The sequence below is a fragment of the Dactylosporangium sp. NPDC049742 genome (genome assembly GCF_040674675.1).
In the GTDB taxonomy this organism is placed as follows: Bacteria; Actinomycetota; Actinomycetes; order Mycobacteriales; family Micromonosporaceae; genus Dactylosporangium; species Dactylosporangium maewongense.
This window is the reverse complement of the sequence record NZ_JBFANF010000034.1, coordinates 86,522-110,629: the sequence shown is the minus strand read 5'-3', so window position 1 is coordinate 110,629 and position 24,108 is coordinate 86,522. Positions and strand designations below refer to the sequence as shown.

Here is a 24,108-nt window from a genome sequence, read left to right as displayed (position 1 = left end):
CAGTTGAACACGGCCGCGGCGGAACGAACGGCGGCCCGGACTGACCGGAGGACCGTTGCGCGCGGTGGAGATCGTCGAGTTTCCTCAGCGCAACGGTTCTGGAGGGGGCATAAGCGTGCGGTTCCCGGTCACGGTGATGTTGTCCGGTTCGGCGCACGAGCTGCACGCGGAGGTGCAGCCGGACGCGCGGGTCGAGGACCTGGCCCGGGCCCTGGCGGCGCACTTCGCGACGCCCGGCGAGGTCGGGGTGGCGACGGCCGCCGGCTCTCTCGACGCCGACGAGTCGCTGGTGGATGCGGGTGTACGAGCCGGCGCCGTCCTGCACGTCACCCTCGGCACCGGTCCGGGCACGGCCGCGCCGACGACCGGGCAGACCGGCGGCCGGCGGTTGCGGGTGGTCGCCGGGCCCGACGCCGGGGTGGTGTTCGCGCTGCCCGGCACGGGCACCGTCACGATCGGGCGGACCGCCGACAACGACGTGCAGCTGACCGGCACCGGGATCAGCCGCCGGCACGCCGCGCTGCGGGTCGGGCCCGGCGGGGTCGAGGTGTCCGACACCGGCTCGTCCAACGGCACCACCCTCGACGGGGCCAGGCTCACCGCCCCCGCCCGGCTCGTCCCCGGCGCGGTGCTGCGGATCGGCCGCGACGAGCTCGTCCTTGACCTTCTCCCGGCCGACGCCCCGGCGACCGGCGCGCCGGGCGCGGCGCAGCCCCTGCCGGACGGCACGCTGCGGGTGACCCGCCCGCACCGGTTCGTGCCGGCCGCGCCGGTGGTCACGGTCGACCTGCCGCGCCGCCCCGACGAGCGCCGCGGCGGGACCGCCGCCGTCGGTATCGGCGCCGCGGGCGGGCTCGTCCTCGGCGTGGTCGCGTTCCTCGTGTGGCACAACGCGATGTTCCTGCTGTTCTCCGGCGTGAGCACCGTGACGCTGCTGGCCACCGGCGCCTGGACGTGGTGGCGCGGGCGCAGCGACAGCCGGCGGGAGCAGCAGCGGTTCCGCAGCGCCAGCGACGACCGGCAGGCCGAGCTGACCGCGCTGCTCGCCGACGAGCGGCAGCGGCTGCTGGAGCAGTCGCCGGACGTCGCCGGCACCGTCCTGCTCGCCCAGCACCACGACGCGCGGCTGTGGCAGCGCCGCCCGGCCCACGACGACTTCCTGCGGCTGCGCATCGGCGTGGCCGACCAGCCGAGCCAGATCACGGTCCGCGACCCGTCCGCCTCCCCGGACGCGCCGCCGGTGCAGCAGCCGGTGCAGCCGCAGGTGCCGGTCCTCGCCGACCTCGGCACGGCCGGCACCGTCGGGATCGCCGGCCCGCGCGCGCAGGCCCGCGCCCTGGCCCGGTGGCTGCTGCTGCAGGCGGTCGTGCAGAGCGGCCCCGCCGACCTCAGCGTCGCCGTGCTGACCAGGGCCGGCGACGCAGCCGACGACTCGGGCGCCGCCGCCTCCTGGGACTGGGTGCGGTGGCTGCCGCACGCCCGCCCCGAGACCGGCCCGCTCGCCCGCGTCGGCGTGGACACCGCGACGCTGACCCACCAGGTGGAGACCCTGGCGGCGGTCGTCGCCGCCCGGCGCCGCCCCGACGCGCAGCCGCGCCGGTTCGGGCACAACTGGCTCGTCGTCGTCGACAACCTGCCCGAGTTCGACGTGCCGGGGCTCGCCGACGTCCTCGCCCACGGCCCGGACGCCGGCGTCTTCGTCATCGCGGTGGAGCAGCTGCCGTACCGCTGCCCGATCACCGTCGACTTCACCGACGCCGCACGGGTCCGGCTGCGCCGCATGCACCAGCCGGACCTCGACGGGGTCGTCGCCGACCAGGTCAGCGCCGTCGCCGCGGAGCGGGCCGGGCGGGCGCTCGCGCCGCTGCGCGACCCGGAGACCCAGCACGCCGGCGGTGGCATGCCGGCCGAGGTGGCGCTGCTCGACCTCGCCGGCACCGCCGACCTCGACGCCCGGTGGCGGCGCCGGCCACGGCAGACCCGGGTCGCGATCGGCCGCACCGGCGACGGGCCGCTCAACGTCGACATCGCCGCGCACGGGCCGCACCTGCTTGTCGCCGGCGCGACCGGCTGGGGCAAGTCCGCGTTCCTGCAGAGCCTCATCGGCGCGCTCGCCCTCGCCAACCGCCCCGACGAGCTCGGGTTCATCCTCGTGGACTTCAAGGGCGGGGCGGCGTTCGCGGCGTTCGCCGACCTGCCGCACACCGTCGGCAGCATCAGCAACCTCGACGGCCGGCAGGTGATGCGGGCGCTGGACTCGCTCGCCGGCGAGCTCGACCGGCGGCAGCGGTACCTCGCGGCGGCCGGGGTGGAGAAGCTGGAGCTGTACCAGCAGCGCGCCGACGCCGGCACCCTGCCGCCCGGCTGCCCGCCGCGGCTGCCGCGGCTGCTGGTCGTCATCGACGAGTTCGCGATGCTCAAGGAGCAGCTGCCGGCGGAGATCCTGACCCGTCTGGTGCACGTGGCGACCGTCGGCCGGTCCCTCGGCCTGCACCTCGTCATCGGCACGCAGACGCCGCGCGGGGTGGTGCCGGCGGAGATCCGGCCCAACATCAACCTGCAGGTGGCGCTGCACCTGCCGGCCGAGCACTCCCTCGACGTCATCGGCCGGCCCGACGCCAGCACCCTGACCGGGAAGGGCCAGGCGTACCTGCGCCGCGGCGAGGACACCGACCTGGTGCTGTTCCAGTCCGCGTTCCTCGGCGGCGGCACCCGCCGCGCGCCCGGCGAACGGGTCCGGCTGATCCGCTCGCCGTGGCCGCGCCTCGGATACCCGCCGGCCGACGCCGCCCGCAGCGCCGCCCGCGACGTGGACGTGCTCGTCGACGCGGTCCGCGCGGCAGCGGCCGCCGCCGGGGTGAGCGGCCCGGAGCGGCCGTGGCTGGACGAGCTGCCGGCGGCGCTGCCCTTGTCCTCGGTGCCCCTGTCCTCGCCGTCCGGCCTGGTCTTCGGGCGGGAGGACCAGCCGGAGCTGCGCGCCCAGCCCGCCGCCGCCTGGGACCTGCAGGAGGGCACCAACCTGCTCGTCGCGGGCCGCCCCCGGTCCGGCCGGAGCACCTTCCTGCGGACCGTGGCGGCAGCGGCACTTCGTACCGGCGAAACCCACATCTATGTGATGGACTGCGGCGGCACCCTGGGCGACCTCGCGGCCCTGCCGCACTGCGGGGCGGTCGTGGACGCCGGCCAGCTGGACCGCGGCGCGCGGCTGCTGGCCCGCCTCGATGCGCTGATCCGCGAGCGGGAACGCGGCGGCGACCCCCGCACGCTGCTGCTGGTCGACGACTGGGACACGTGGCTGCAGACGTTCGGCGAGGTCGACCACGGCACCCTGTACGACGCGCTGGTCCGCATCGCCCGCAAGGGCCCGGCCGTCGGCGTGCACGTCGCGGTCGCCGGCAGCGGCGCGCTGCTGACGTCGGGCCGGTTCCGGGCGCTGACCGAGTCGTCGCGGGACCTCCTCGCGCTGCCATTCGCGCCCGGGGACCACGCGCTGCTCGGCATCCCGGCGACCGCCGTGCCCGGCGACCAGCGCCCCGGGCAGGCGATCCGGCTCACCGGCCGGCACCGCATCGTCCAGGTCGCCGTCGCCGACCCCGGTGTCGCCGCCGCCGCGGTCACCACCCGCCCGTGGCGGGTCGACGAGCTGCCGGACCAGATCAGCGTCGCCTCGGCCGCGGCCCTGCCCCGTGACTCCTCCCCGTCCCGGATCCCGGCCGGCGTCGGCGGCGCCTCCCCGCCCTGGGTCCCGGCTGGCGCCGGCGGCGCCTCCCCGTCGTGGGTCCCGGCTGGCGCCGGCGGCGCCTCCCCGTCCTGGATCCCGGCCGGCGTCGGCGGCGACGACCTGCACCTGCTCGGCGTCGACCTGACCGCCGAAGGCCCCGGCTTCTACGTCACCGGCGAGCGGCGCAGCGGGCGCAGCACCGCGCTGCTCGGCATCGCCCTGGACCTGCTGTCACGCGGCACGCAGGTCGTGGTCCTCGCGCCGGTGCGGACCTCACCGTTGCACGCGCTGTCCGGTGTACCGGGGGTCGCCGCCATCCTGGGGGTCCGGCAGCCCTCCGTCCGCCAGGCGCAGCTGGCCCTCGCCGCCGCCGGCACCGCCGGGTGCGTCGTCCTCGTCGACGACGCCGAGCACCTGCTGCGCGGCGACGCCGGCGCGGTCCTGCGCGAGTTCCTCCTCGAAACGGACCCCGCGCACCTCGGGATGGTCGTCGCGGCCGCCGTCGACGACCTGGCCGCGCCGCCGCCGGGCAGCTTCGCCGCGGAGGCCGGCCGGTCCGGCGCGGGCCTGCTGCTGGGCCCGCGCCAGCCGCGCGCCCACCTGTTCAACACCATGGTGAAGATCCCGCAGGCGTACGTGACCGCCGACCCACCCGGCCGCGGCGTGCTGATCCGCCCGCGCGGCATGGCCCCCGTGCAGGTCCCCTACGCGACCGCCGACGACGCGGCGGCGCTGGTCGCGGCCCGCCCGCGGCGGGTGCCGCAGCTGCTGGGCATCACCGACGCCCTGGCCGGCCCGGCCCCCACGACCGTCCCCCGCCTCCGGTCGATCGTGGCGGAGCTCCTCGGCGCCGGCTTCGACGCCCTGGAGCCGGCCGCGGCCACCCAGGCCCTCGATCTGGCCGGCGCCGGCTTCACCGGCTCCCCCACCGAACTCCTCGCGAAGGTCCGCCCCTTCAGCTGACTCGATCGCTGGGACGGTCGTGAACGCCCTGTCGTTGCGGCAGGCCTGATGGTTTGATCTCACTTCAGCACACTCTCGAACTGTGCGCGTAGTCGAGCTCAGGGCAACCGTCACCATCACCGCGATCAACACGCCTTAGATGTGGCCTCGGCCTCCTCCAGCAGGTGGCGTCCGTCGGGATCACCGAGGCGTAGAAGTCGCTCACTTCTTCGGGTCGGCGGCAAGCTGGACGAAGAGGGCGTAGGCGGCGTCGACCTCGGCCGGGTCCTCGCCGGCGACGAGGTCGACGAGCAGGCCACGGGTCACGGCGACGCCCAGCCGCAGCGACGCCCGGTCGGTCTCGATGCCGAGGCGTTCGCCGGCCTTCTCCGCGTCGTCGAGCCAGCTCGCGGTGAGGCCGTCCGGTCCCGGTGCGCCGCCACGGGTGGTGAGTGCGAGCACCTCGAAGAAGAGCCGCACGAACGGGCGGACCTCGGGGCTCGACACGGCCTGCCAGACGCCGGTCATCAGCTCGGCCGGGGTCGCCGCGGTCTCGGCGAGGGCGGCCATCGTGGCGCGCTGCTGCGCCTCCATCGCGCCGACGACGGCCGCGAGCAGTCCCTCCCGGGAGCCGAAGTGGTACAGCAGCATCCGGTGGCTGGTGCCGACGCCGGTCGCGATCTCCCGCAGGCTGCGGTCGGCCAGCCCGTCGCGGGCCGCGAAGTCGAGGACGCGGGCGAGCAGATCGTCACGGGACTCAGACATGTACCAGATGGTACAGTCGCCGCATGCGCTACGAGGAATTCACCCAAATTGACGCGCCGGTCGACCTGATGTGGCGCCTGACCACCGAGGTCGAGGACTGGCCGAAGTTCCTGCCGACCGTGCAGCGGCTGGAGCGGCTCGACACCGGCGAGCTGCGGGTCGGCAGCACCGCCCGGATCAAGCAGCCGGCACAGAGCAGCGCGGTCTGGACCGTGACCCGGCTCGATCCGGAGCGCGAGTTCACCTGGGAGACCAGCCGGAAGGGACTGCGCCTGACCGGCCGCCACCTGCTGGAGCCGGCCGGTTCGGGCACCCGGATGGGGCTCGTCATCGAAACCGACGGCCCGCTGTCCGGCGTCATGGCGGTGCTCGGCGGGTTGATGCGGTCGTCGCTGCGCCAGGAGGCGGCGGGCTTCACGCGCCAGGCGGCCGCCGCCCGCTGAATCCCAATTGCGTGGCGACGTCCGGGGTCCTCACCCGAAGATGGCAGCCGTGGACCGTATCGAGGTGGTCATCGCCCATCACGAACGCGCGACGCTGCGCGTCGGTGACGTGTTCCTGAAGGTCGACACCGATCAGGCACGCACCGACGTCGAGGTCGAGGCGATGACCCTGGCGCCCGTCCCGACGCCGGAGATCCTGTGGCGCAGGCCGCCCGTGCTCGCGCTCGCCGCTCTCCCGGGGGTGCCGCTCGGCCGCCTCGGCGAGCCGTCGACCGCGTCGCCGGCAGCATGGGCCGCGGCCGGCGCCACCGTACGGGCGCTGCACGACGCGCCGCTGCCGCCCTGGCCCGGCCGCCCCGTCGACGCCATCGCCGCGGACCTCGACGCCGAGTGCACCTGGCTCATCGCGAACGACGTCCTCCCCGCCACCCTCGTCACCCGCAACCGCCGGATCGCCGAGACCGCGCTCCGCCCGTGGACACCCGCGTTCACCCACGGCGACCTGCACATCTCCCACGTCTTCGTCGACGGCGACGAGGTCACCGGCGTGCTCGACTGGTCCGAGGCGAGCCGCGGCGACCCCATGCGCGACCTCGCCAGCCTGACCCTCGGCCACGAGGAGCACCTCGCCGACGTCATCGCCGGCTACGGCCCCGCCGCCGACCCCGACGCGATCCGCGCCTGGTGGTCGCTGCGCAGCCTGCTCGCCGTCCGCTGGCTGGTCGAGCACGGCTTCGACCCGTCCACCCCGGGCTGCGAGTTCGACGTGCTGCGCGCCCGCATGTGACGCCCCTGCCTTTATCCGTACGCCACGTCAAGGAGGCCGAGCGCGCCACCGACCACATCATGAGGACTCCTACCAGCGCGAAGACCCCACCGATGATCCGGACGAAGACAACCCGGTCGTGCTCGTCCATCGGATGCGCCGGGCGCTGCGTTCCTATCCCTACTGAGCGAGCCGACTCGTCGGCACGCCGGGCGAAGGCCACGGCGAGCCCTCGGTAGTTCATGGCGAGCGCGCCGGCTGTAGCGGAGGCGTCGCCGCCGTCGCGTCTGGCTAAGCCGTGCGAACCTAGCCAAGCGTGACGGCGAAGCCGTCCATCTCGTCCCACAAGAGCGCGTCCCACAGCTCGACGGCGGCACGATGGAGCCCCCGGACGATCGACCAGTCCGCGTCCGTGAACGGTCCGCTCAGGATCAGCTCGATCCGGGTGTCGCACTGCAACAGCTCGGCGGGGCTGTCGGGCTCGATGAAGTGGGCCAGGTCTGCCGCTCGCAGGCCGGTCCTGACACTGAGCAGCACAGGCACACCGGCCGGCGGCGACGTCGGTCCTGCGAACACCTCGTAGTCGACGGTGCCGACACCGTCGTGAACGTGCACGGCCACCAGGTCCGGCTCGAGCCGGGACGCGGCCTCCAGCAGGGCGGGCGCGATGCGTTGCGCGACCGGCTCGCCCGACCGGGCGAACCATCCCATGAGATACGCCATGCTCCGATCCCCCGATCCACACCGAAGCCGCCGACCTGGCGCTGATCAGGACCATAGCGGCGCACGGCTACGAGCCGACCTTCGTCGGCGACGCGGAGTTGCCCGGTTCGGGCCGAAGCTCCGGATCGCAGCCTGAGCGATGTCACGGCGGCCGTTCCCGGACGATGCGTGGCGTGCTGAGATCCTGGTTGTCGATGAGAATGTCGGCGCGCTCGTGCGGAGCGCACGCGGCGTAGTAGATGCGCTGGGCGTCCATGTAGCGGCGGTTGCCCGGGTGGTCGGGGTCGGGGTCGGCACCGTCGCGGAGTGCCATGCGCTTCGCCGTAACTGCGAAATCCACATCCAGGAACACCGACATTTCCCACGTCGTGACGAGTTCGTCCCGATGGAGGAAGAGCCCGTCGACGATGAGCACGGTGCCGGCGGCAGCGGTCCGCAGCGCCGTCACGCGTTCGGTGTCGGTGACGACGTCGTGCACGGCCGTCCGGTAGCGGCGGTCTCCGCCGGCACCGAACCCGTCCAGCACGTCGCTGCGGAACCGTGCGTAGTCGAAGGCGTGCCGCCAGAAGCCTTCCGGCGAGTCGCGACCCAGTTGGTACCGGACAGCACGCGGGTGATGAAAGTCGTCGAGCGAGACCCGGGCAATCGGACGGCCGAGCGCACGGACCGCAGCGGCCAGCTCGTCGGCGAACGTCGTCTTGCCGGACGCGTCCGGCCCGTCGATCCCGACGCGGACGCAGGCGCCACCTTCCGGCACAGGCACCAGGGCGGCCACCCGCCGGACGACCCGGCGCCGCTCAACCGAGCTGATCACCCGACGAGCATCGCAGACAGGAGCATCCTCCGGCGACCAGTACCGCCATCAGGCGACGGCGTCGAGACCGGCTTCGTAGCCGTGCGGTGCTCGGGCTATGGCTTGGGGTAGGCGTCCACCAGACGTTGTGCCTCGGCTTGGAGCTGTGCACGGGTGAGGCCGCCGCCGAACCTCGACGCTGCGACCAGGTCCAGAAACTTCACGAACTCGGCTGCACCCGGCAGAGGCTGGTCGTAGTCGGGAAGTTGTTCGCCGCGGGACGTCCATTCCCGGCAGACTCGCGTGCTTTCGTTTTCACCCCGCCGATACGCATCCCGCCAGTCGCGCTCGTCGAAATCGAACAACGGCTCGACGGGCGCGAGCGGTTCGAGGCCAAGCGCCGCGACGAGAGCGTAGATTGCGGTCTCGTCCGTCGTCGTGCCCAGCGCGTCGAGGATGCGCTCGGCCGTCGTGTCAAGCCCGGCGGCGGCTGCCCATTCGAGCAGGTTGCCGGCCAGCGCGGCCTGGTCGTCGGGTGGCACGTCGACGCCTTCCGGCAGCCGCAGCGTGCAGAACTCGTGATGGTCGTAGCCGCACCGCCCCTCTGGCAGCTGCACGCCGCGGGCAATGAGCCCTTCGACGTCGGCGTCGGCTTCGTCGGCGAAGTGCGCCGTCCACGACCGACCGTCGGGCGTCGCGGCCGCGTACTGCAGGCACGAACTTTCCGAGACCCACACCGCCAACGCCGGCGCGCCAGTGGCCTCCGCCAGCGGAGCGGGTCCCGCCCCGACGGTCGGCCACTGATGCCCGAACGGCGACAGCAGCTCCAGCAACTGCCAGCCGTCATCCCTGCGGTACGGCCACAACACCCGCGTCCCGAACGCAGACTGGACCTCGGGCAGGTGCGGCAGCAACGTGTCACTCCGTGCGATGACCAACGTGCCGTAGAAGCCCATGCTCGTCCTCACTCTGTACAGCGATGGATACCGCGACTCGTCGTCGCGCAGGTCGTCCGTGGCTACGACGCCAGTGTTCGACGCAGCCGCTTCGTTGTGGCTACGGCTCCGGGTACGTCTTCAGCAGCCGGGCCGCCTCGGCGCGCAGCTCCGCTCGGGTGAGACCGCCACCGAACATCGAGTCGGCAACCAGGTCCAGGAACCGGATGAACTCGTCGGCGCCCGCCGGTGGCCGGCCGGGCAACGGCCGGAGGCGGCCGCGCTTGCGGGCGTTCCACTCCTGGATCACCCGCACGCTGGCGTCGTCGGCGCGCTGCCAGCACTCCCACCAGTCGAGGTCGTCGAGCTCGACGGCCGGGTACACCGTGTCCACCGGCACGAGCCCGAGCGCCCGCACCAGTCCGTCCACGGCCGACTCGTAGGTGTGAGTGCCGATCGCCTCGGCGATCCGTGGCACGCTGGTGTCGAGGCCGGCATCGGCGGCCCAGCCGGCCAGGTGGTCCGCCAGGCCGGCCAGGTCGTTCGCCGGCACGTCGACGCCGGCGGGCAGCGGCACCGTGGAGTCGTCGTGGTGGTCGAAGATGCAGCCCTTGTCGCTGTCCACGACGCGGGCGAAGTGCGCCAGCCACAGCCTGCCGTCGGGGGTCGCGCCACCGTACTGCAGGCAGTAGCTCTCCTTGACCTCCACCGCCAGCACCGGCGCGCCGGTGGCGACCGCCAGCGGCACGGGCCCGCCGTGGACGGCCGGCCACTCGTGGTGCATCGGCGTCTTGAGCCCGGCCAGCTGCCACTCATCCTGGTGCCGGCCGATGAGCATGCACCGGCTGCCGAACGCCGACCGCATGCCGGGCACGTGCGGCAGCAGCGCCGCCGACCGGGCCAGCACGTAGGTGCCGTAGAAGGCCACTCAGCGCCCCGAGGCCTGGCCGAAGTTGTCCGCGGTCACCCGCGGCACGTCCCGGGCCAGCTGGGCCGCGGCCTCCTCGGCGGCGTTGTCGCGCCACGGGCCAGTGCGCTCCTCCCGCTGCAAGGCACTCGCCACTGCCAGCTTCGCGGCGATTCGCTCCAGCCGTACATGATCGACTTCAGACACCGGCCCAGCTTAGGGACGTGCTGCGCGCTGCTCAACGGGCAAACGCACATCGGCAGTTCAGCGGGCCGGCCGCCGCATGACCTCAGCACGCGGCGTGACGGACGCGGTCGAACTCGCGCTCCCCTCGCCGGTATGAGCGTGCACGAGTGGTGCAGCCTCGAGTCCGGCGCTTGAACGGCCGGCGGCCGTTGAGCCGGCAGTAGGGTCACGCCTCTTCGGTTTCGCGCAGGTGCTCGGCGAGTTCGGGAACGGTCGTGAGCACGAGGGGGTCGACGCTCGCGCGGGTCAGGTCCGCCTCCTCGTCTCCCCGCTGGCCGTCAAGGATGGCGATGACGAACGTGGCCGGGAGCGAGCTGTGGATGCCGCCCAGGCGCGCGGTCGTGGTCATCGCCTTGCAGATCCGGGCCATGGCGGCGTCATGAGCTGTCCAGAGTGAGTCCAGCGCGGTGTCGCGTTCGGCATCATTGGTGGCGGGGGTCAGGTACTCCTCGGTGAGGCGCTGGTACCACGGCCGCATCGCATCGCTCGCGGCGTCCAGGACGTCCCACCGCCACTCCGGCGGCGTGAACCGCGTCGAGTATCCGTCGTTGTGGTGCACCGCCGTCTCCGTGTTGGCGGCCAGCGCGGGCGGGAGGATCACGGTGCCGTCGGCGTAGAAGAGGTGGAACGCCGCGGCGTACAACCGCTCGCCCGGACAGGCCGCGGCCAGACCGGCGAGGGCGTGGCATCCGCTGTCGTGCCACGCCGTCTCGAAAGCCTGCCAAACCACCGCCGCACGTTACCGCGTCGGTACCAACAGCGCGAGGCACGCGGGTCATCCGTACCGGCGGACACCTGTCACGATGTCGGCGGATCCGCCGGCCTGGCTCGCTGCGGGTGGATCGTCTCGTGCCGGGCGAGCATCGCTACGTATTCGGCGATCTTCCGGGCGCGTGTCTCGGCCCGCTTGACGGTATTGACCCGGCTGATGAGGGCGAAGCGGTTGGTCTTGGTGAGCACGTCGAACATCGCCTGCGCCGCTGGGTCGGCGGCGATCGCGGCGCGCAGGTCGGCCGGCACCTCCGCTTCCGACGACGGTGCATAGGCGGCCGTCCACCGCCCGTCGGCCTTCGCGGCGTCCACCGCGGCGCGGCCTGCGGGCAGCATCAGGCCGGCGGCCTCCAGCCGGGCCACGTTGGCGACATTGCGTTGGGACCAGACGCTGCGGGGCCGGCGCGGGGTGAACCGCCTCCAGGAACTCCCTTCGTCGCGCTTGCGGGCCTGCCCGTCGATCCAGCCGAAGCACAGTGCCTCATCGACCGCGTGCTGCCAGGTCAGCGTGGTGACGGAGCCGTCCTTCCTGGTCAGAGCAAGCCACACGCCAGGGGAGGCGGCATGGTTGTCCAGCAGCCACGCGCGCAGCGCCGCGCCGTCGGCCACGATCAACTCGTCCAGTTCGGTTCCTGCCACCATCACAGGCTAGTGGAGCGATCATGCTGGGTGGCGAGGTGCTGCACGTTTGTCCTGGGTACCTGACCCGGCTCGCCTGGCGCCGTCAGCGCAGCGCCGCCACCGCAGTCTCGATCACCGTGTCGGGCGGACTGACGACGTCGGGCACGACGCCGACGCCCTCCCAGTTCGTGCCAGTGACGCTGTCGACGACGTACGCCTCGGGCAGGAACGCCACAACCGTCGGCGCCAACCGGATCGGCGTGATGTGATCGGCGGCGCCGGGCGTGGTCTCCCCCACGACGACAACCCGGCCCCGCGCCTGCAGGTGGTACGCGAGCGCTTCACCGGACGAGAACGTGCCCGGGCCGACGAGGACCGCGACCGGCTGCCGCAGACTCGTGCCAGACGGAAGAGCGGGTGTCCACCACTGACGCCGCCGGTCCGGGTACACGACCTCGCACAACTGCATCGACGAATCGCCGAGCAACCGGCCGGCGATGTGCGCCACCGTTGCCGGGTCACCGCCCCCGTTGGCACGCAGGTCGAGCAGGATCCGGGCCGAGCCCTGAGCGAGAGCGAACGCGGCGTCCAGATACGGCTGGGCAAGGCCGACGGCGTCGAGGTCATCGACACTGATCAGGCAAGTGCCGTCCGCCAGCCGCCGCACCTGCGAAACACACGCGGCCCGAGCCCGGACCACCTCCGGGTCGGGATCCGGCCAGCCCGGCGACACGGTGTCAGGCCGGCCGGTACCGCCAGGCTCGAAGGTGAGCGTCAGGTGACGGGAGACCGTCCACGCACACCGTTCGATCGCCACACAGTCCGCGCCGGTGACCGGGGTTTCCACGGCCCCAAACCGTTCGGTGAGCACAGCGACGAGCGCATCGCGGCGCACGCCGGGTGGCATCAGCCGCGACAGCCAGCCGGTGAGCCGCTCAACGAGGTCACGCACCACCAGGGCATCGGACATTTTCGAACGATAGACCAGCGGGCCCGCGCCCAGCAGCCTCAACCGCTATGCCCGCAGCGAACCGGCATCGCACCCTACACAGCTCAGATCGAGCGGTGAACGGCACCGAGAGAACACATCGACCGACGCCAGATGATCGCGCGCATCCAAACGCTCCGCGACGAACTTCAGCACCCGCATCCCCCGCGCCTCTCCCCCGGAACGCCCGGACAGCGGCAGATGTGCGCACTTCGAGGTGGCCGAACGGCGCGGATTTGGACCTGCCGAACTGGAGCGCCGGTCGACTTCTCGTCTGGACCGCGTCCTCAGCTGCAGTCGCAGTCAGGTACCGCCGAGACCTTCGGGTGCAGTCGTCGGCATGAAGGGCGCTCGATCAAGCCAGCGGCAGGACCGGACGCAGCGGTGTTTCGCCGACGAGGTAGCCGTCGTAGACGACTTCGGCCAAGGTCGGGTCCCGGTAGGCGGTGGCAAGGCTTATCCAGGACAGGAACGCCCCGGCTCCACCGCACAGCGCACCGCCACCATCGCCGCCGCAGAGTACTGCCGGGTCCGTCGTGAATTCCGCCCGGTAGGGGTCGTCGCCTATGACGAGTCCGAAGAAGTTCGGTTGTTGAATCAGTGGCACATCGCCGTACGGCTCGCCGTCAGGATAGTCGTCGCCCCATCGGAAGAGCGTGGTCGCGCCCGCACCGCAGTCGAATTCCCACTCATCCGGCGTGGGCGGACGGAGACCCCGCCAGGCCAACCGCGCCACGACCGAGTCGTGATCGTCGGTACCGTCGTGGTCAGCGGTCAGCAGTGCGTCGGCGTCGACCGAACGGACAGCGACCAGCCGGGCGGGCAGCGTCGCCCGGCGCGGCGGCGACATCGCCTCGGCCAGAAACCGATGGATCGGCCCGGCACGGAGTACAGGTCGACGGCCACGGCGAAGTCGTCGAGCTGGCGAAGGGTGGGGACGAAACGGTCGGCATCGTAGCCGAGTTGCACCGTTCCGCCTGGTACCAACGCGTATCGGATTCCGTCGCGTTCAAACAACGCCACACGACCAGGCCGGCGTTCGTAGGTGTGTGTGGTGACACTGAGAAGCTCAGCGTCAACGTCGCGAGCGATGGCATTGGCTGTACGGCTGGCGGCGTCGTCGGACAGCGCCAGCCACGCATCCACAGTCAGGTCGGCGTGGCACACAGGGGCATTATGCATGCGACCACGCCGCGCATGTACTCGCAGATCACGGGCGGGAGCGTCAGTCAGCAGCGGCAACGAGCCCGCCGACACAGGTGCAACCGATGTTGGGCGGGCGGGGCCTTGCGTCGACGTCCGCCCATCGGCTACGAGCGCGTGCTGGCCCCCGCGGTCGTAAGGAGCGTGACGGCCGGACGGGGCACCGCGCACGACGAGCGGCATAGCGGATGCGGCCGATCCTGTCTGAGGCATGATCCGTCATGTGCGTGAACTGATGGACCTGACCGGCCGGTGGTGGGACTGGCGGGTGGACCTTTGGGACTCCTCGACGTTGCGGCTCGTCGCGGACAACGACCTGACCTACCACCACAATGTCGAGGTCTCGTTCATCGATGTTGCATGGGCCGCCACCGCCGACACGTTCCACCATCCGACGTTCCGGCCGGCGACACCCGCCGAGCACGAGTTCGCTCAACAGGTCACCAACGAGGCCGGACACGAGCTCTACGCCTGGGACGCAGAGACATCCGCCGGAACCGTACCGATGATGATCGTCGCCCAGTCCGTTCGCATCGTTGAAGGCCTCGTCCGTCACGTCTGAGCGCGACAGTACCGCCCGCCTCGCAGCATGAGCGTGCTCGTGATCGAGGCCTGCGGCCGCCCAACGTTCGAAAGTATGCGATCACCGAGCGCTGTGGCCTTGGGGTTGCCCACGGATCGTAGGCGCCCGCAAGGGAGGCGATGAATCGCTCAGGATGTAGGACGTTGGTCGCGATCGTGTTGGGCTTGGGGTTACCGGCGGCGACGGGTTCTCGGTGGTACTGCACGAGCTCACCCGAAGATCAGCGGCCATCCTGTCGGTTCGGTCATGCCGACATGCTGCCGCGCGGTGCCGATCTTGCGGCGAAGGTGTGGGTGTACGCGGCGCCATGAGCGGATGCCGTCTACAGTCCGGTGGATCTGATCATCGACTGTGCCAGGGGCCGGGCATGGGCTATAGGGCACGCTGCTCGCGGTCCGCGGCGATCAGGCGTCGGTGGTGCTGCAGGACGTCGGCGCGTCTGTCCGCTCCCACGAAGGTGCTGTCCGCGGCGACGGGTGGCGTGTCTACGACCTGCCTGACAACGTGCTCGGCCGTGAGCCCGATCTTCTGCTGAGCCTGGTGGTCGCCTCGTCGTGCCCGGTGATCGCCGCGTACATCGCCGACAGCGACTACGGCCAGGTCGTCGCGGCCACCCCGTCCGGTGACCAATGGGGTGTCTGGCTTGACCGGGACACCGCATGTGCGTTCGAGCGTGACCACCATGCGATGATCGGAATGGCGCGCAAAGCTGTACGACGTCGCGCCCGCGAGACGATCGCCGCCTTCGGTTGTCCACCCCGTGAAGCGGTCCGACATGCGGTCAACTGGCCCACCGGGGCCGGGTACATCGTCCGGCCGGGCCGATCGGACAGATTCTGCGTACCGCGCGCCGTCCGGGGATCGCCGCCCGGCTCCGGCTTCCGTCAACACGGTACGTCCTCAGGGAGGACGCGTACTTCGACCTTCTCGACCGCCTGGGCGTGCCGCGTGCTCCCGTCCGCGATCCGCCCCGAGTGTGAGCCAGTTGCCGACCGATCCGCGCAACGCGCACGTCGCGGCAGATCCGGTTGCCAAGACCACCCGTCAACGGTCGCCGCGTGGGCCATTATGCGACACCTCGGCATCGGCGCGCCGGTGTGGATGACCGGTATTCGAATTTGACGGGAGGCGAACTATCGTGGCGCTGCACACGGACGTCCTGCTGGGGCGGTGACGTCTCTGGGCCGGATCGCAGCGCATCAGAGGCACCCTGACCGCACCGCCTCATGCCCTCTTACTGGATGGTCGGTGTGTGTGTGACGACTAATTGTCTGAGGCGGCTGCGTCGCTTGCAGGCAGGGAGCCGGACAGGCTCCCTGCCTGCACGACTAACAAGATTCCGGCAGCCAGGCAACCTACGTACAGCAAACCTGTCTGGTAATGCGTTAAGCCGACCGTTCGGAAGGCTGCGATCAAGTACCCCGGCAGGCAAAAGACTGGCGCCATCATCGACACGCCGTAGAGAGTGGACCGCCTCTGCCTGCTGTGCGCGCCGATTGTGTAGCCGACAAGGCCGAGCGCACCCACTGCCATGAATGCTATCGACCACTGCGGCCGTGTCTCGGTCCGAACAAGCGCAGTAGACGTGATCAGCCAAGGTACTGTTGACAACAGGATCGTTAGATGAAGCACTACCTGCTGCCATGCGTTCCGGCTATTAGCGGGCGACCCTGCTGGATCGATACCCGGAAGCTGGCGTCGAGATCCCTCTGGCTGGCGCGCTGAACTCCAGGGGTTAACGTGCGGCTTGGTCGGCGTGTTGGGATCATCGGACCGGGAGTCAACGGATTGCTGCCGGGACTGCCGCACTGTGGTGTCAACATCCCTGCTTGTCGCACCGTCCGTGGCTGCCGCCACGACGTCGGATGGTTGTTCGCGCGGTGCATCACGTCCGGTGTCGAAGAGATCGGCGTTGTCATGATGCTCGGTCGGTGCCGGCGCCGGCCTAGGTGCATCTGGCGGACGGGCCTCAGCAGAACTACTGGTAGGCGGGTCGCGGTGTGCTGTCCAAGACCGAATGTGGATCGGTGTCGTGGGTTGCCGAGAGCGTGACGCCGTCGATGGCGCAGTTGGGCCGCTGACCTGTGTCGGCGGGGCCTTCAGGCTCCCCGCTGCGACGATCAGTTCAGGTTGTTCGACAACCGTTGGCGCGATCCCCAATGACCTGAGCAGCATGGTGGCGGCGAGAGGCATGCGGCTCGCGCCACCAACCAGGTAGAGCCCTGCGATGTCGTCGTGGCCGATACCCGCGGCACGAATCACCGATCGGGTAGCCTGCACCGTTCGTTCCAGCACCGGCTGAGCGAGGCGCTCAAGTTTATCCCGGGTGAGCAGACCTTCGATCTCCAAGTGCGGCAGAAGCATGGTGGTGCTCGCCGTGCGCGATAGCAGCTCCTTGCCGTTCCGCACGTCGTCCCACAAGATGATCGCCGCGCGGCGATCGCCAGGCGAGCCCGGATTGGTGATGCGCTCCCATTGGTCGGGCTGGGTGGTTCCGTACACTGCGCCGAAGTACGCAAGCACTGCAGCGTCCACGTCTCGCCCTCCGGCGTCGCGGAGACCGTCCTTTGCCAGTACCTCGAAGGTGCCCGGAGCACATCGAACTACGGAGGCATCGAAGGTGCCTGCGCCGAAGTCGTACACCACGACGCATTGCCCAGCTGACATCTCGTTGCCTATGGTGGCGATGAAATGCGCGGCGGCGGCGACAGGTTCGGCGACGAATTGCGGCCTTGGCAGTCCGGCCAGTTCAGCGGCCTGCTTCAGCACCTCAAGTCGGTGGGAACCCCAGCCGATCGGATAGGTGAGGACCGTGGTCGCCGGCGCGCTGGCTAGTACTCGCCGTGCCTCACCATAAACTCGGCCGAGCACGGCCCCGATCAATGCTGGCACCGACACCACGCGGTCGTGTAACAGGACCTCGCCATCGTCGATGCACAGCTTGGGACTCGGCTCGAAGAACTCCGGACGAACCCGGGCAGCGTGCACCGCATCGCGGCCGGCCAGCAACACACCAGACTCGTCCAGGCATACCGACGACGTCAGCATCGGCGTCCCATCAAAGATCAACTGCATGGTCTGGCCGCCCGGCGTCTCCAGCACCGCGACGGTGCTGGAGGTACCGAAGTCGATACCGAGCCGCGCCTCCCGTGTCATGACGACACGCTAGCGCCGCCCTACGAAGGATGGGCAGGCGTACAGGGCCTACGACGCGCCAGCGTCGCCAAGATGACTTCCGCGACGCGTGAAGTCGCGGCTGATCGTCATGATCAGATGCACTGCCATCGGCATGAGCGCGTACCCGCAACCGGTCCGCGTGGAGTCGGGCTGCGTGATCGGCGTCCTTGAACTTTGCGCGTGATCGACGGCCATGCGTACGTTCAGCGGGGGTCACGCCTGCCGTCGAAGGCCTCGGCGAGGCGCTTGACGTGGGCCGCGCGCTGCTTCAGCAGCCGTCGCAGGTACGGCGCAAGCAGCACACGGGCGATCAGGAACCCCAGCGGGCCTAACGGCGCACTGACCAGCATGCGGTCGGTCATCCGGGTCCGGCCGTCACCGAGGTCATCGAAGAGGTGTTCGTGACGAAGGGCTCGGAAGGGGCCGCGGACCTGCTCGTCAGTGAAGCGGCGCGGAGGCTCGTACGCGGTGATACGGCTGGTCATGTGCCACACGCGACCGAAGTGGCGCGCCCGGAAGGTGACCTCGTCGCCGAGCTCGACCCGTCGCCGGCCCGTGCTCGTGGTGGCTGTCTCCCCGCTCGTCGCCAGGGAAGCGGCATGGACGTCCATGTCGAGTTCCAGGCCGAAGACCACCTCCGAGCTGGCCTCGATTTCCGTCACCACCTCGATCAGCGCATGCACCCCGCAAGCGTATGACGGTCCACGGCACCATCCGCCGTGGTCGTCACCACGTACCAGGACGACGATGCGTTCGGGCTGGCGATCGGCACCTCCACCAGCCGGCCCACCGCAGAGCCGGCCGCAGTTCTCGATCGTCCCGAGTTGAGCGCAATCGACGGCGTCAACGAAATTCGTTGATCACTATCTGAACGGTGGCATAAGGTGCGGCATGCTTGACAGCGAACGTTGGAACTGTGCCTACTGCTGGACCACCGTGGATCCTCAGGAGTTCGGGGAGGGTCTCTACATCGACGTTCACAACGGCGGGAAAGACGGCCAGAGCATGGCGGCGCACAGGCAGTGCTTTGTCGGGCACCTGAGTCGGCAGATGACCCTGGGGCCGCTGCTTGAGGCACCGGACCCGGTGACGACAACCGCCGATGACGGGCCACGCCAGCCGCCTCATGATTGATTGAACGGTGCCGCTGATCCGTGGCGACGTGTCGCGGCCACCGCTCGCGCCCGGATCGTTCGACGTCGTGCTGGTCCGGCACGTCCTGTGGGCAGTACAGGAGCGCGACACGACCTCCTCCGGCCGTCGGGAAGGCTCGCGCTCATCGAAGGCCGGTGGACGACAGGAGCCGGACCGTCCGCGGCAGAGGCGAGCCCGCTCCTTCGACGTCATGGCCGGGGTACCGAGCTGCGGCTGCTCGACGATGACGTGCTCTGGGCAAGACCATCACCGACGAGCGTTATCTGCTACTCAGCCGGCAAGCACGCGACCACAACGGCGGACGCGGCTTGGCATGATCGCAGCATGGCCACCTATGAAGTCGCGTTGGTGCTGCTCGTCGACGCCTCCGGGGCGGTACTTCTGCAGCATCGCGACGATCGGACCTCGGTCTCTCCGAATCAGTGGAGCTTGCCGGGCGGCCATGTCGAGCAGGGCGAGACGCCAGAACAGGCGGCGCACCGGGAGTTGCTCGAGGAGACGGGCCTGACGGCAGGAGAGCTCCGTCTGTTGTGGAGCGGTCCGCGTCCGTACGAGGCAGGCTTCCCGCACACGGTGACCGTTCACGTCTTCCACGGCACGACCGACGCCACGCAGCGGGACGTGGTTGTCGGCGAAGGACGCGCGATGGTGTTCGTCCCGCGGGAACAGCTTCTCGACCGCGACCTGGCCGTGACGACCGCTACTGTCCTGCCACTCCATCTGGGCGGCGCCGGCGAGGCCCACTGATGAGCCGGAATCGCAGGAACATCTGACCGGCGACCTCGAGCTCTCCATCGGGCCGGAACCCGAACCGCCGTACGGCGGCGGCGGTGCCCCGGCTGGGCGGCAGCAGGACGGTCACGTCGTGCAGGCCGAGCGGGCCGAACGCCTCGGCCAGGATGCGCTCGGTGATCGCCCGCCCGTGGCCCCAGTACGCCGGGCGCAGCACGAGGGCCAGGTCGGCCTCTCCGTCCTCGGGCTGCAGGCCACCCCAGCCGGCGAACGCACCGTCGACCAGCAACGCCCACGGACCGTAGCCGTGGTCGCGCCACATGGCCTCCTTGGCGGCCACCCAGGCGGTACAGTCCTCCGGGCCGAACCTGCCGACGGCGAGCGGCATGTGCCGGCGGACCCGGGGGTCGTTCATGAGGTCGATCAGGTCAGCGGGGTCCACCTCGGTCAGCCGCGCCAGGGTCACCATGCCCCCGACGCTACCGGCGCCGGCCCTATGAGCGACCGGCGATATCGTCGCAAGAAGCGCAGCCCGCGATGAGCACTGGAGTCGGGATGGTTGACCGGTACGCGACCGATCCGGCGATGCGCGCCACCACGTTCGTGGTCGTCGACTTCGAAGGCACCACCCCGACCGGAGCACCGGCCGAGCCGATCGAACTCGGCGTCGTCCTGCTCCAGCTGTCGGCTGGCCGCTGTCGCCGCCGTCCGGCCTGATGGCCGCTGCTCTTCGCCGACGAGATCGACCACCTGGTGCGCGGCTGACCCCTCCCCGGCGCCTTGCGTGAAGGCGCCGGGGCTCGGGATCAGGCGCGGTACGCGTTGCGCACGTACGTCAGGCTGAAGGTGCCCAGGCCGCTGAAGTACTGCGACACCAGGTACGCCGGGTCGGTGGCGATCACGCCGGCCTGCAGGTCGCTGCCGTCGGTCTTGTCGTCCCAGGCCCACGGGGCGTGCGCGGCGTTGCGCTGGACGTCGTCGCCGGCGAAGGCGCCGTACTCGGCGAACGGCGGGTTGCTGCCGCGGCGCTGCCACAGGCCGCCCGGGCCCAGCAGGTCCACCAGCCGGTAGCGGGCGTCGCGGTCGTTACGGTCGGTGGGGACGGTGCCGGCGGCGCGGCTCGGGTAGTAGACGACGCCGTCGCCGCCCGGGAACGAGCCCCCGGACCAGTTGTAGCAGCCGTGCCCCTTCGCCTCCTGGAAGCTGGTGGGGTGCGCGGCGCCGTCGTGGACCTGGGTGAGCAGCGGCCCGTCGACGTTCTCGCGGTTGCCGGTGTACGCACTTCCGGCGGGCACATAGGAGTAGAAGTTGTCGTGCGCGAGCGTGATCATGGCTTCGAGCACGCCGGTGCCGCCGTCCTTGCGGACCGTGAGGAGCAGGCCTTCCATGTCGTTCTCGTGCGGCAGGAACGTCTTCCAGTCGCGCGGGTGGTAGAAGGCGTACACGATGAACCAGTGCGTGCCGGTCTCGACCACCGAGTAGTAGGCGGTGCCAGCGAGGTTCTGGGCGTAGGCGTCGAGGTTGTTCCAGTTGTTGAGGGTGTTCCAGTCGCCGTCGTAGTCGACGGGCGCCAGGTAGTCGGCGCGGTACGACGACGCGGTGTCCTGGTAGTGGACCGGCGCCCAGCGGTAGGCGAGCTCGGCGTCGCTGACCGCCGCGTCCGCCACGGTGACCGGCGTGATCGCCGCCGCGCCGGCGACCAGCGCCGCCGCCGTGAACCGCCAGAACCTCATCGTCGCCTCCGTCAGGGTTGGTTGACCTTGACGGAAGTTATTCGACGGATGTGGATACTTGCGGTCGGCGACGTGGCCGGGCACCGTCGCCGCGGTGTACCAGCCGGACGTGGGTCAGGGTGACAGGGGCAGGTCCACGGTCGCGAGCTGCCCGGCGATCGGCGACTGCGCCACCCGTACGGTGAACGCGAGGCGCAGATCCCGGGCGACGTCGTGCGCCGCGCTCAGCGCGCCGACCGCCATCGGATCCATCTCGGTGACGTCGCCGAGGTCGACGAGGACCGCGGCCGCTTGACGGTGCAGCATGGTGGTGACGAGTGCCTGCCGCAGCGAGACGGAGGTGTCGGCCTCCACCCGCCCGCGGACCTGGATGGTGTGGACCGCGTCGTGGCCTTCGATGACGGAGACGGTACCCACGGTCTGCTCCGATGCGTGAGGTGGTAAATACGGCGTCCGTGTCGCTCCGCTCAACCTATGCCCAAACCGCTACGCGCCGGTAGCAACTCCGGCGACGCCCAGAACGCCGAACTGCTGGCCGCGCTGAACAAGGAGTTCCACCGCATCGTCCGCGCCTCGGGCGGCACCAACGCGACCCGCCTGCTCGTCCTGCCGACCCTGCACACGTCGGCCGACCAGGCCCGCATCGACGAGCTCACGACCACGTTCAACCAGCTGAACGACCGGAACCTCATCGCGACCGTGCACTTCTACGGCTACTGGCCGTTCAGCGTCAACGTCGCCGGCGGCACCAGGTTCGACTCGGCCGTCGAGCAGGACCTGGTCGGGCAGTTCGACCGGGTCGCCAACGCGTTCGTCGCCCGCGGCATCCCGGTGATCATCGGCGAGTACGGGCTGCTCGGCTTCGACCGGCACACCGGCACCATCGAGCAGGGCGAGAAGCTCAAGTTCTTCGAGTACCTCGGCCACTACGCCCGCACGAAGAAGCTCACCACCATGCTGTGGGACAACGGCCAGCACTTCGGCCGGACCTCGTTCACCTGGAGCGACCCGGAGCTGTTCGGGCAGATCAGGTCGAGCTGGACCACCCGCTCCGGCACCGCCTCGGCGGACTTCGTCTACGTGCCGAAGACCGGCTCGATCGCGGCGCAGACCCTGACGCTCAACCTCAACGGCACCACGTTCCAGAGCCTGCGCCAGGGCGGCACCGACCTGGTCCGCGGCACCGACTACACCGTCTCCGGCAACCAGCTCACCCTGACCGCGGCCGCGTTGACGAGACTCGTCGGTTCGCGTCCGTACGGCGTGAACACGACCCTCCAGGCGCGCTTCTCCGGCGGCGTACCCTGGCGGATCAACATCATCACGTTCGACCCGCCGGTGCTCGCCGGCGCGACCGGCGCGACCGGCACCACGGCGGCGTTCTCGCTGCCGGCCCAGTTCCGCGGCGACCAGCTCGCCACGATGGAGGCGAAGTACGCCGACGGCAGCAACGCCGGACCGCAGAACTGGACCTCGTTCAAGGAGTTCGACGTGACGTTCGCCCCGGACGCCACCGCGAACACGATCACGCTCCGCCCGGCCTTCTTCGCCGAGGTCAACGACAACGCCAGGGTCACCCTGACGTTCCACTTCTGGAGCGGCACCAAGGTCACGTACTACGTGACGAAGTCCGGCGGCACCGTCACCGGCACCACCGCCTGACCCTGTCGCCGGCGGACCGGCCCGCCGTGAACCCCACGGCGGGCCGGACCTCACAGCCCGAGCGAACTCGTTGCCCGTCCGGCGCACGCGGTGACGGCGGCGATCGCGGCGCGGACGACATCCGGCCGGGCCTTGAAGCCGAAGACGGTGAGCGCCAGCACCGGGTTTCCCTCGTTGTCGAAGACCGGCGCGGAGATCACGCGGGCCTGCGCCAGGACCTCGTCGGACAGCTCCGGGGGCTCGTAGTCGAGGGAGGCCACCAGGGCGTCGAGCTCCTCGTTGCCCACGGCGCCGGGTTCGGCGGCGAGCCGCTCCAGGGCCGCGGCGAAGCGCCGGTGCCCCTCGCTGCCGAGGCCGATGGAGAACCCGCGCTCCCGGATCCGGGCCAGGGCCCGGATCTCGGCCTCCTGCGAGTCCGGAGCGAACCGGGCCACCCACGCCTCCTGCTCCCGCTCGGGCGCCCACGCCTCGAAGATCGAGGGGCCGTGCGGCCGGAACGGCAGCCGCTGACCGACGAGCGTGGTGGGCTGCGCCGAGGGTGTCGCGGACGGCGGGTCGAGCTGGCCGACCACGACGACGCTGTCGCTGACGGGTGCGGTCACCAAACACCGCAGGCCCTGGTCGGGCAGCTCCTGCGCGATCGAACGGATGAGCTCGAAGTGGCGCAGCGGGCGGGTGAGCCGCATCTCCGGGTCGTAGGCGGTGAGGGTGAGCGGCGCGAAACTGCCGTAGCCGCTGCGGAAGAACAGCAGGGGCAGTTCGGTGCTCGCGGTGTCGAGGTGCCGCACCTCGGCAAGCGCGATCTTGTGGTCACCGGCGTCGTGCACCGCGACCGGGACGCAGTCGATCCAGGCCACCGCGCCGTCGATGATCGGGGCGCCGGACGGGGCCGCCCGCCAGGGGACGCCGTCGAACCGCTCGGCGAGCGGGGCGGTCGCGATCCGGCGGCACACGTCGGTCTGGTGGGCGGCGAGGATGTTGACGCACCAGTTGCCGGCCCGCTGCAGGTGCGGCCAGGTCTCCGAGGTGACGCTCGGATAGAACCCGACCAGCGGAGGGTTCAGCGACACCGAGGAGAAGGAGCCGACGACCATGCCGATCGGCGGGCCGTCCTCCGGCTGGGCGGTGATCACGCAGACGCCGGTGGGGTACTGCCCGAGGACGTGGCGGAACCAGGCGGGGTCGTCGGCCGAGCCGGCCGTCCGGTGGGCGGTGCTGAGCGACATCGTCGTCCTCTCCATC

General features: G+C 70.8%; 27 protein-coding genes. 10 read left to right on the top strand and 17 right to left on the bottom strand.

The annotated features are described in order from the left end of the window. Window positions 1–115 precede the first annotated feature (115 nt). Window positions 116–4,684 (top strand): FtsK/SpoIIIE domain-containing protein, encoded by a 4,569-nt coding sequence (locus AB0J72_RS34400; protein WP_363405977.1) that lies wholly within the window; start codon window positions 116–118, stop codon window positions 4,682–4,684. 201 nt (window positions 4,685–4,885) lie between these two features. Here AB0J72_RS34400 and AB0J72_RS34395 read toward each other — a convergent pair whose 3' ends face one another. Further along, complete coding sequence (locus AB0J72_RS34395; RefSeq protein ID WP_363405974.1) at window positions 4,886–5,428, bottom strand: TetR/AcrR family transcriptional regulator; 543 nt, start codon at window positions 5,426–5,428, stop codon at window positions 4,886–4,888. A gap of 23 nt (window positions 5,429–5,451) precedes the next feature. Here AB0J72_RS34395 and AB0J72_RS34390 point away from each other — a divergent pair, with 23 nt between their 5' ends. Together AB0J72_RS34390 and AB0J72_RS34385 are read left to right on the top strand one after the other, a co-directional pair. Next, window positions 5,452–5,871, top strand: a complete 420-nt coding sequence (locus AB0J72_RS34390) for an SRPBCC family protein (RefSeq protein WP_363405971.1) — start codon at window positions 5,452–5,454, stop codon at window positions 5,869–5,871. Window positions 5,872–5,911: 40 nt separating this feature from the next. Then, a complete protein-coding gene (locus AB0J72_RS34385) occupies window positions 5,912–6,658 on the top strand; it encodes an aminoglycoside phosphotransferase family protein (protein ID WP_363405968.1) in 747 nt (248 codons plus the stop codon). Window positions 6,659–6,943: 285 nt separating this feature from the next. Here AB0J72_RS34385 and AB0J72_RS34380 read toward each other — a convergent pair whose 3' ends face one another. From AB0J72_RS34380 to AB0J72_RS34335, 10 genes are all read right to left on the bottom strand, one after another. Further along, the gene (locus AB0J72_RS34380; protein ID WP_363405965.1) at window positions 6,944–7,360 is read right to left on the bottom strand and encodes a hypothetical protein; all 417 of its coding nucleotides are present in this window, start codon (window positions 7,358–7,360) and stop codon (window positions 6,944–6,946) included. Window positions 7,361–7,502: 142 nt separating this feature from the next. Beyond that, window positions 7,503–8,135 (bottom strand): uridine kinase, encoded by a 633-nt coding sequence (locus AB0J72_RS34375; protein WP_363405962.1) that lies wholly within the window; start codon window positions 8,133–8,135, stop codon window positions 7,503–7,505. 134 nt (window positions 8,136–8,269) lie between these two features. Continuing rightward, the gene (locus AB0J72_RS34370) at window positions 8,270–9,109 is read right to left on the bottom strand and encodes a hypothetical protein (protein WP_363405959.1); all 840 of its coding nucleotides are present in this window, start codon (window positions 9,107–9,109) and stop codon (window positions 8,270–8,272) included. Window positions 9,110–9,209: 100 nt separating this feature from the next. Then, on the bottom strand, window positions 9,210–10,016 hold the full coding sequence (locus AB0J72_RS34365; protein WP_363405956.1) for a hypothetical protein: 807 nt from the start codon (window positions 10,014–10,016) through the stop codon (window positions 9,210–9,212). Then, window positions 10,017–10,202: a hypothetical protein gene (locus tag AB0J72_RS34360; protein WP_363405953.1), complete on the bottom strand. Its 186-nt coding sequence runs from the start codon at window positions 10,200–10,202 to the stop codon at window positions 10,017–10,019. It abuts the gene before it with no gap. Window positions 10,203–10,407: 205 nt separating this feature from the next. Next, complete coding sequence (locus AB0J72_RS34355) at window positions 10,408–10,971, bottom strand: DUF4303 domain-containing protein (RefSeq protein ID WP_363405950.1); 564 nt, start codon at window positions 10,969–10,971, stop codon at window positions 10,408–10,410. A 68-nt stretch (window positions 10,972–11,039) separates the two neighbouring features. After that, window positions 11,040–11,651: a YdeI/OmpD-associated family protein gene (locus AB0J72_RS34350; protein ID WP_363406051.1), complete on the bottom strand. Its 612-nt coding sequence runs from the start codon at window positions 11,649–11,651 to the stop codon at window positions 11,040–11,042. An 85-nt stretch (window positions 11,652–11,736) separates the two neighbouring features. Then, the gene (locus AB0J72_RS34345; protein ID WP_363405947.1) at window positions 11,737–12,603 is read right to left on the bottom strand and encodes a S41 family peptidase; all 867 of its coding nucleotides are present in this window, start codon (window positions 12,601–12,603) and stop codon (window positions 11,737–11,739) included. A 373-nt stretch (window positions 12,604–12,976) separates the two neighbouring features. Next, complete coding sequence (locus AB0J72_RS34340; RefSeq protein WP_363405944.1) at window positions 12,977–13,471, bottom strand: hypothetical protein; 495 nt, start codon at window positions 13,469–13,471, stop codon at window positions 12,977–12,979. Then, window positions 13,396–13,788, bottom strand: coding sequence for a hypothetical protein (locus tag AB0J72_RS34335; protein ID WP_363405941.1), 393 nt, complete (start codon window positions 13,786–13,788; stop codon window positions 13,396–13,398). The genes AB0J72_RS34340 and AB0J72_RS34335 overlap by 76 nt, the downstream gene beginning before the upstream one ends. A 259-nt stretch (window positions 13,789–14,047) precedes the next feature. Between AB0J72_RS34335 and AB0J72_RS34330 the strand changes: the two genes are divergently transcribed. Further along, window positions 14,048–14,386: a hypothetical protein gene (locus AB0J72_RS34330; RefSeq protein WP_363405938.1), complete on the top strand. Its 339-nt coding sequence runs from the start codon at window positions 14,048–14,050 to the stop codon at window positions 14,384–14,386. Window positions 14,387–14,821: 435 nt separating this feature from the next. Next, complete coding sequence (locus AB0J72_RS34325) at window positions 14,822–15,529, top strand: hypothetical protein (protein WP_363405935.1); 708 nt, start codon at window positions 14,822–14,824, stop codon at window positions 15,527–15,529. Between the two features lie 141 nt (window positions 15,530–15,670). On the opposite strand, the gene AB0J72_RS34320 is transcribed toward AB0J72_RS34325, so the two are convergent. Together AB0J72_RS34320 and AB0J72_RS34315 are read right to left on the bottom strand one after the other, a co-directional pair. Beyond that, on the bottom strand, window positions 15,671–17,563 hold the full coding sequence (locus AB0J72_RS34320; protein ID WP_363405932.1) for an Hsp70 family protein: 1,893 nt from the start codon (window positions 17,561–17,563) through the stop codon (window positions 15,671–15,673). 224 nt (window positions 17,564–17,787) lie between these two features. Continuing rightward, window positions 17,788–18,267: an SRPBCC family protein gene (locus AB0J72_RS34315; RefSeq protein WP_363405929.1), complete on the bottom strand. Its 480-nt coding sequence runs from the start codon at window positions 18,265–18,267 to the stop codon at window positions 17,788–17,790. Between the two features lie 36 nt (window positions 18,268–18,303). Between AB0J72_RS34315 and AB0J72_RS34310 the strand changes: the two genes are divergently transcribed. The 3 genes from AB0J72_RS34310 to AB0J72_RS34300 all read left to right on the top strand — a co-directional run bounded on the left by AB0J72_RS34310 (window position 18,304) and on the right by AB0J72_RS34300 (window position 19,486). After that, window positions 18,304–18,444: a hypothetical protein gene (locus tag AB0J72_RS34310; RefSeq protein ID WP_363405926.1), complete on the top strand. Its 141-nt coding sequence runs from the start codon at window positions 18,304–18,306 to the stop codon at window positions 18,442–18,444. A 31-nt stretch (window positions 18,445–18,475) separates the two neighbouring features. Continuing rightward, a complete protein-coding gene (locus AB0J72_RS34305; protein ID WP_363405923.1) occupies window positions 18,476–18,718 on the top strand; it encodes a hypothetical protein in 243 nt (80 codons plus the stop codon). A 345-nt stretch (window positions 18,719–19,063) separates the two neighbouring features. After that, window positions 19,064–19,486 carry an NUDIX domain-containing protein gene (locus AB0J72_RS34300; protein WP_363405920.1) on the top strand — a complete coding sequence of 141 codons (423 nt, stop codon included), beginning with the start codon at window positions 19,064–19,066 and terminating at the stop codon, window positions 19,484–19,486. Here AB0J72_RS34300 and AB0J72_RS34295 read toward each other — a convergent pair. Then, window positions 19,440–19,940 (bottom strand): GNAT family N-acetyltransferase, encoded by a 501-nt coding sequence (locus tag AB0J72_RS34295; RefSeq protein ID WP_363405917.1) that lies wholly within the window; start codon window positions 19,938–19,940, stop codon window positions 19,440–19,442. The genes AB0J72_RS34300 and AB0J72_RS34295 overlap by 47 nt on opposite strands. 68 nt (window positions 19,941–20,008) lie before the next feature. On the opposite strand from AB0J72_RS34295, the gene AB0J72_RS34290 reads away from it, so the two are divergent. Then, window positions 20,009–20,188: a hypothetical protein gene (locus AB0J72_RS34290; protein ID WP_363405914.1), complete on the top strand. Its 180-nt coding sequence runs from the start codon at window positions 20,009–20,011 to the stop codon at window positions 20,186–20,188. An 89-nt stretch (window positions 20,189–20,277) separates the two neighbouring features. Here the strand turns inward: AB0J72_RS34290 and AB0J72_RS34285 are convergent, their stop codons facing one another. Further along, a complete protein-coding gene (locus AB0J72_RS34285) occupies window positions 20,278–21,204 on the bottom strand; it encodes a hypothetical protein (RefSeq protein WP_363405911.1) in 927 nt (308 codons plus the stop codon). Between the two features lie 114 nt (window positions 21,205–21,318). Then, window positions 21,319–21,621, bottom strand: a complete 303-nt coding sequence (locus AB0J72_RS34280; protein ID WP_363405908.1) for a hypothetical protein — start codon at window positions 21,619–21,621, stop codon at window positions 21,319–21,321. A gap of 57 nt (window positions 21,622–21,678) precedes the next feature. Here AB0J72_RS34280 and AB0J72_RS34275 point away from each other — a divergent pair, with 57 nt between their 5' ends. Further along, a complete protein-coding gene (locus AB0J72_RS34275) occupies window positions 21,679–22,866 on the top strand; it encodes a X2-like carbohydrate binding domain-containing protein (RefSeq protein WP_363405905.1) in 1,188 nt (395 codons plus the stop codon). A 50-nt stretch (window positions 22,867–22,916) separates the two neighbouring features. Here AB0J72_RS34275 and AB0J72_RS34270 read toward each other — a convergent pair whose 3' ends face one another. Next, the gene (locus tag AB0J72_RS34270) at window positions 22,917–24,092 is read right to left on the bottom strand and encodes a flavin reductase (RefSeq protein WP_363405902.1); all 1,176 of its coding nucleotides are present in this window, start codon (window positions 24,090–24,092) and stop codon (window positions 22,917–22,919) included. Window positions 24,093–24,108 lie beyond the last annotated feature (16 nt).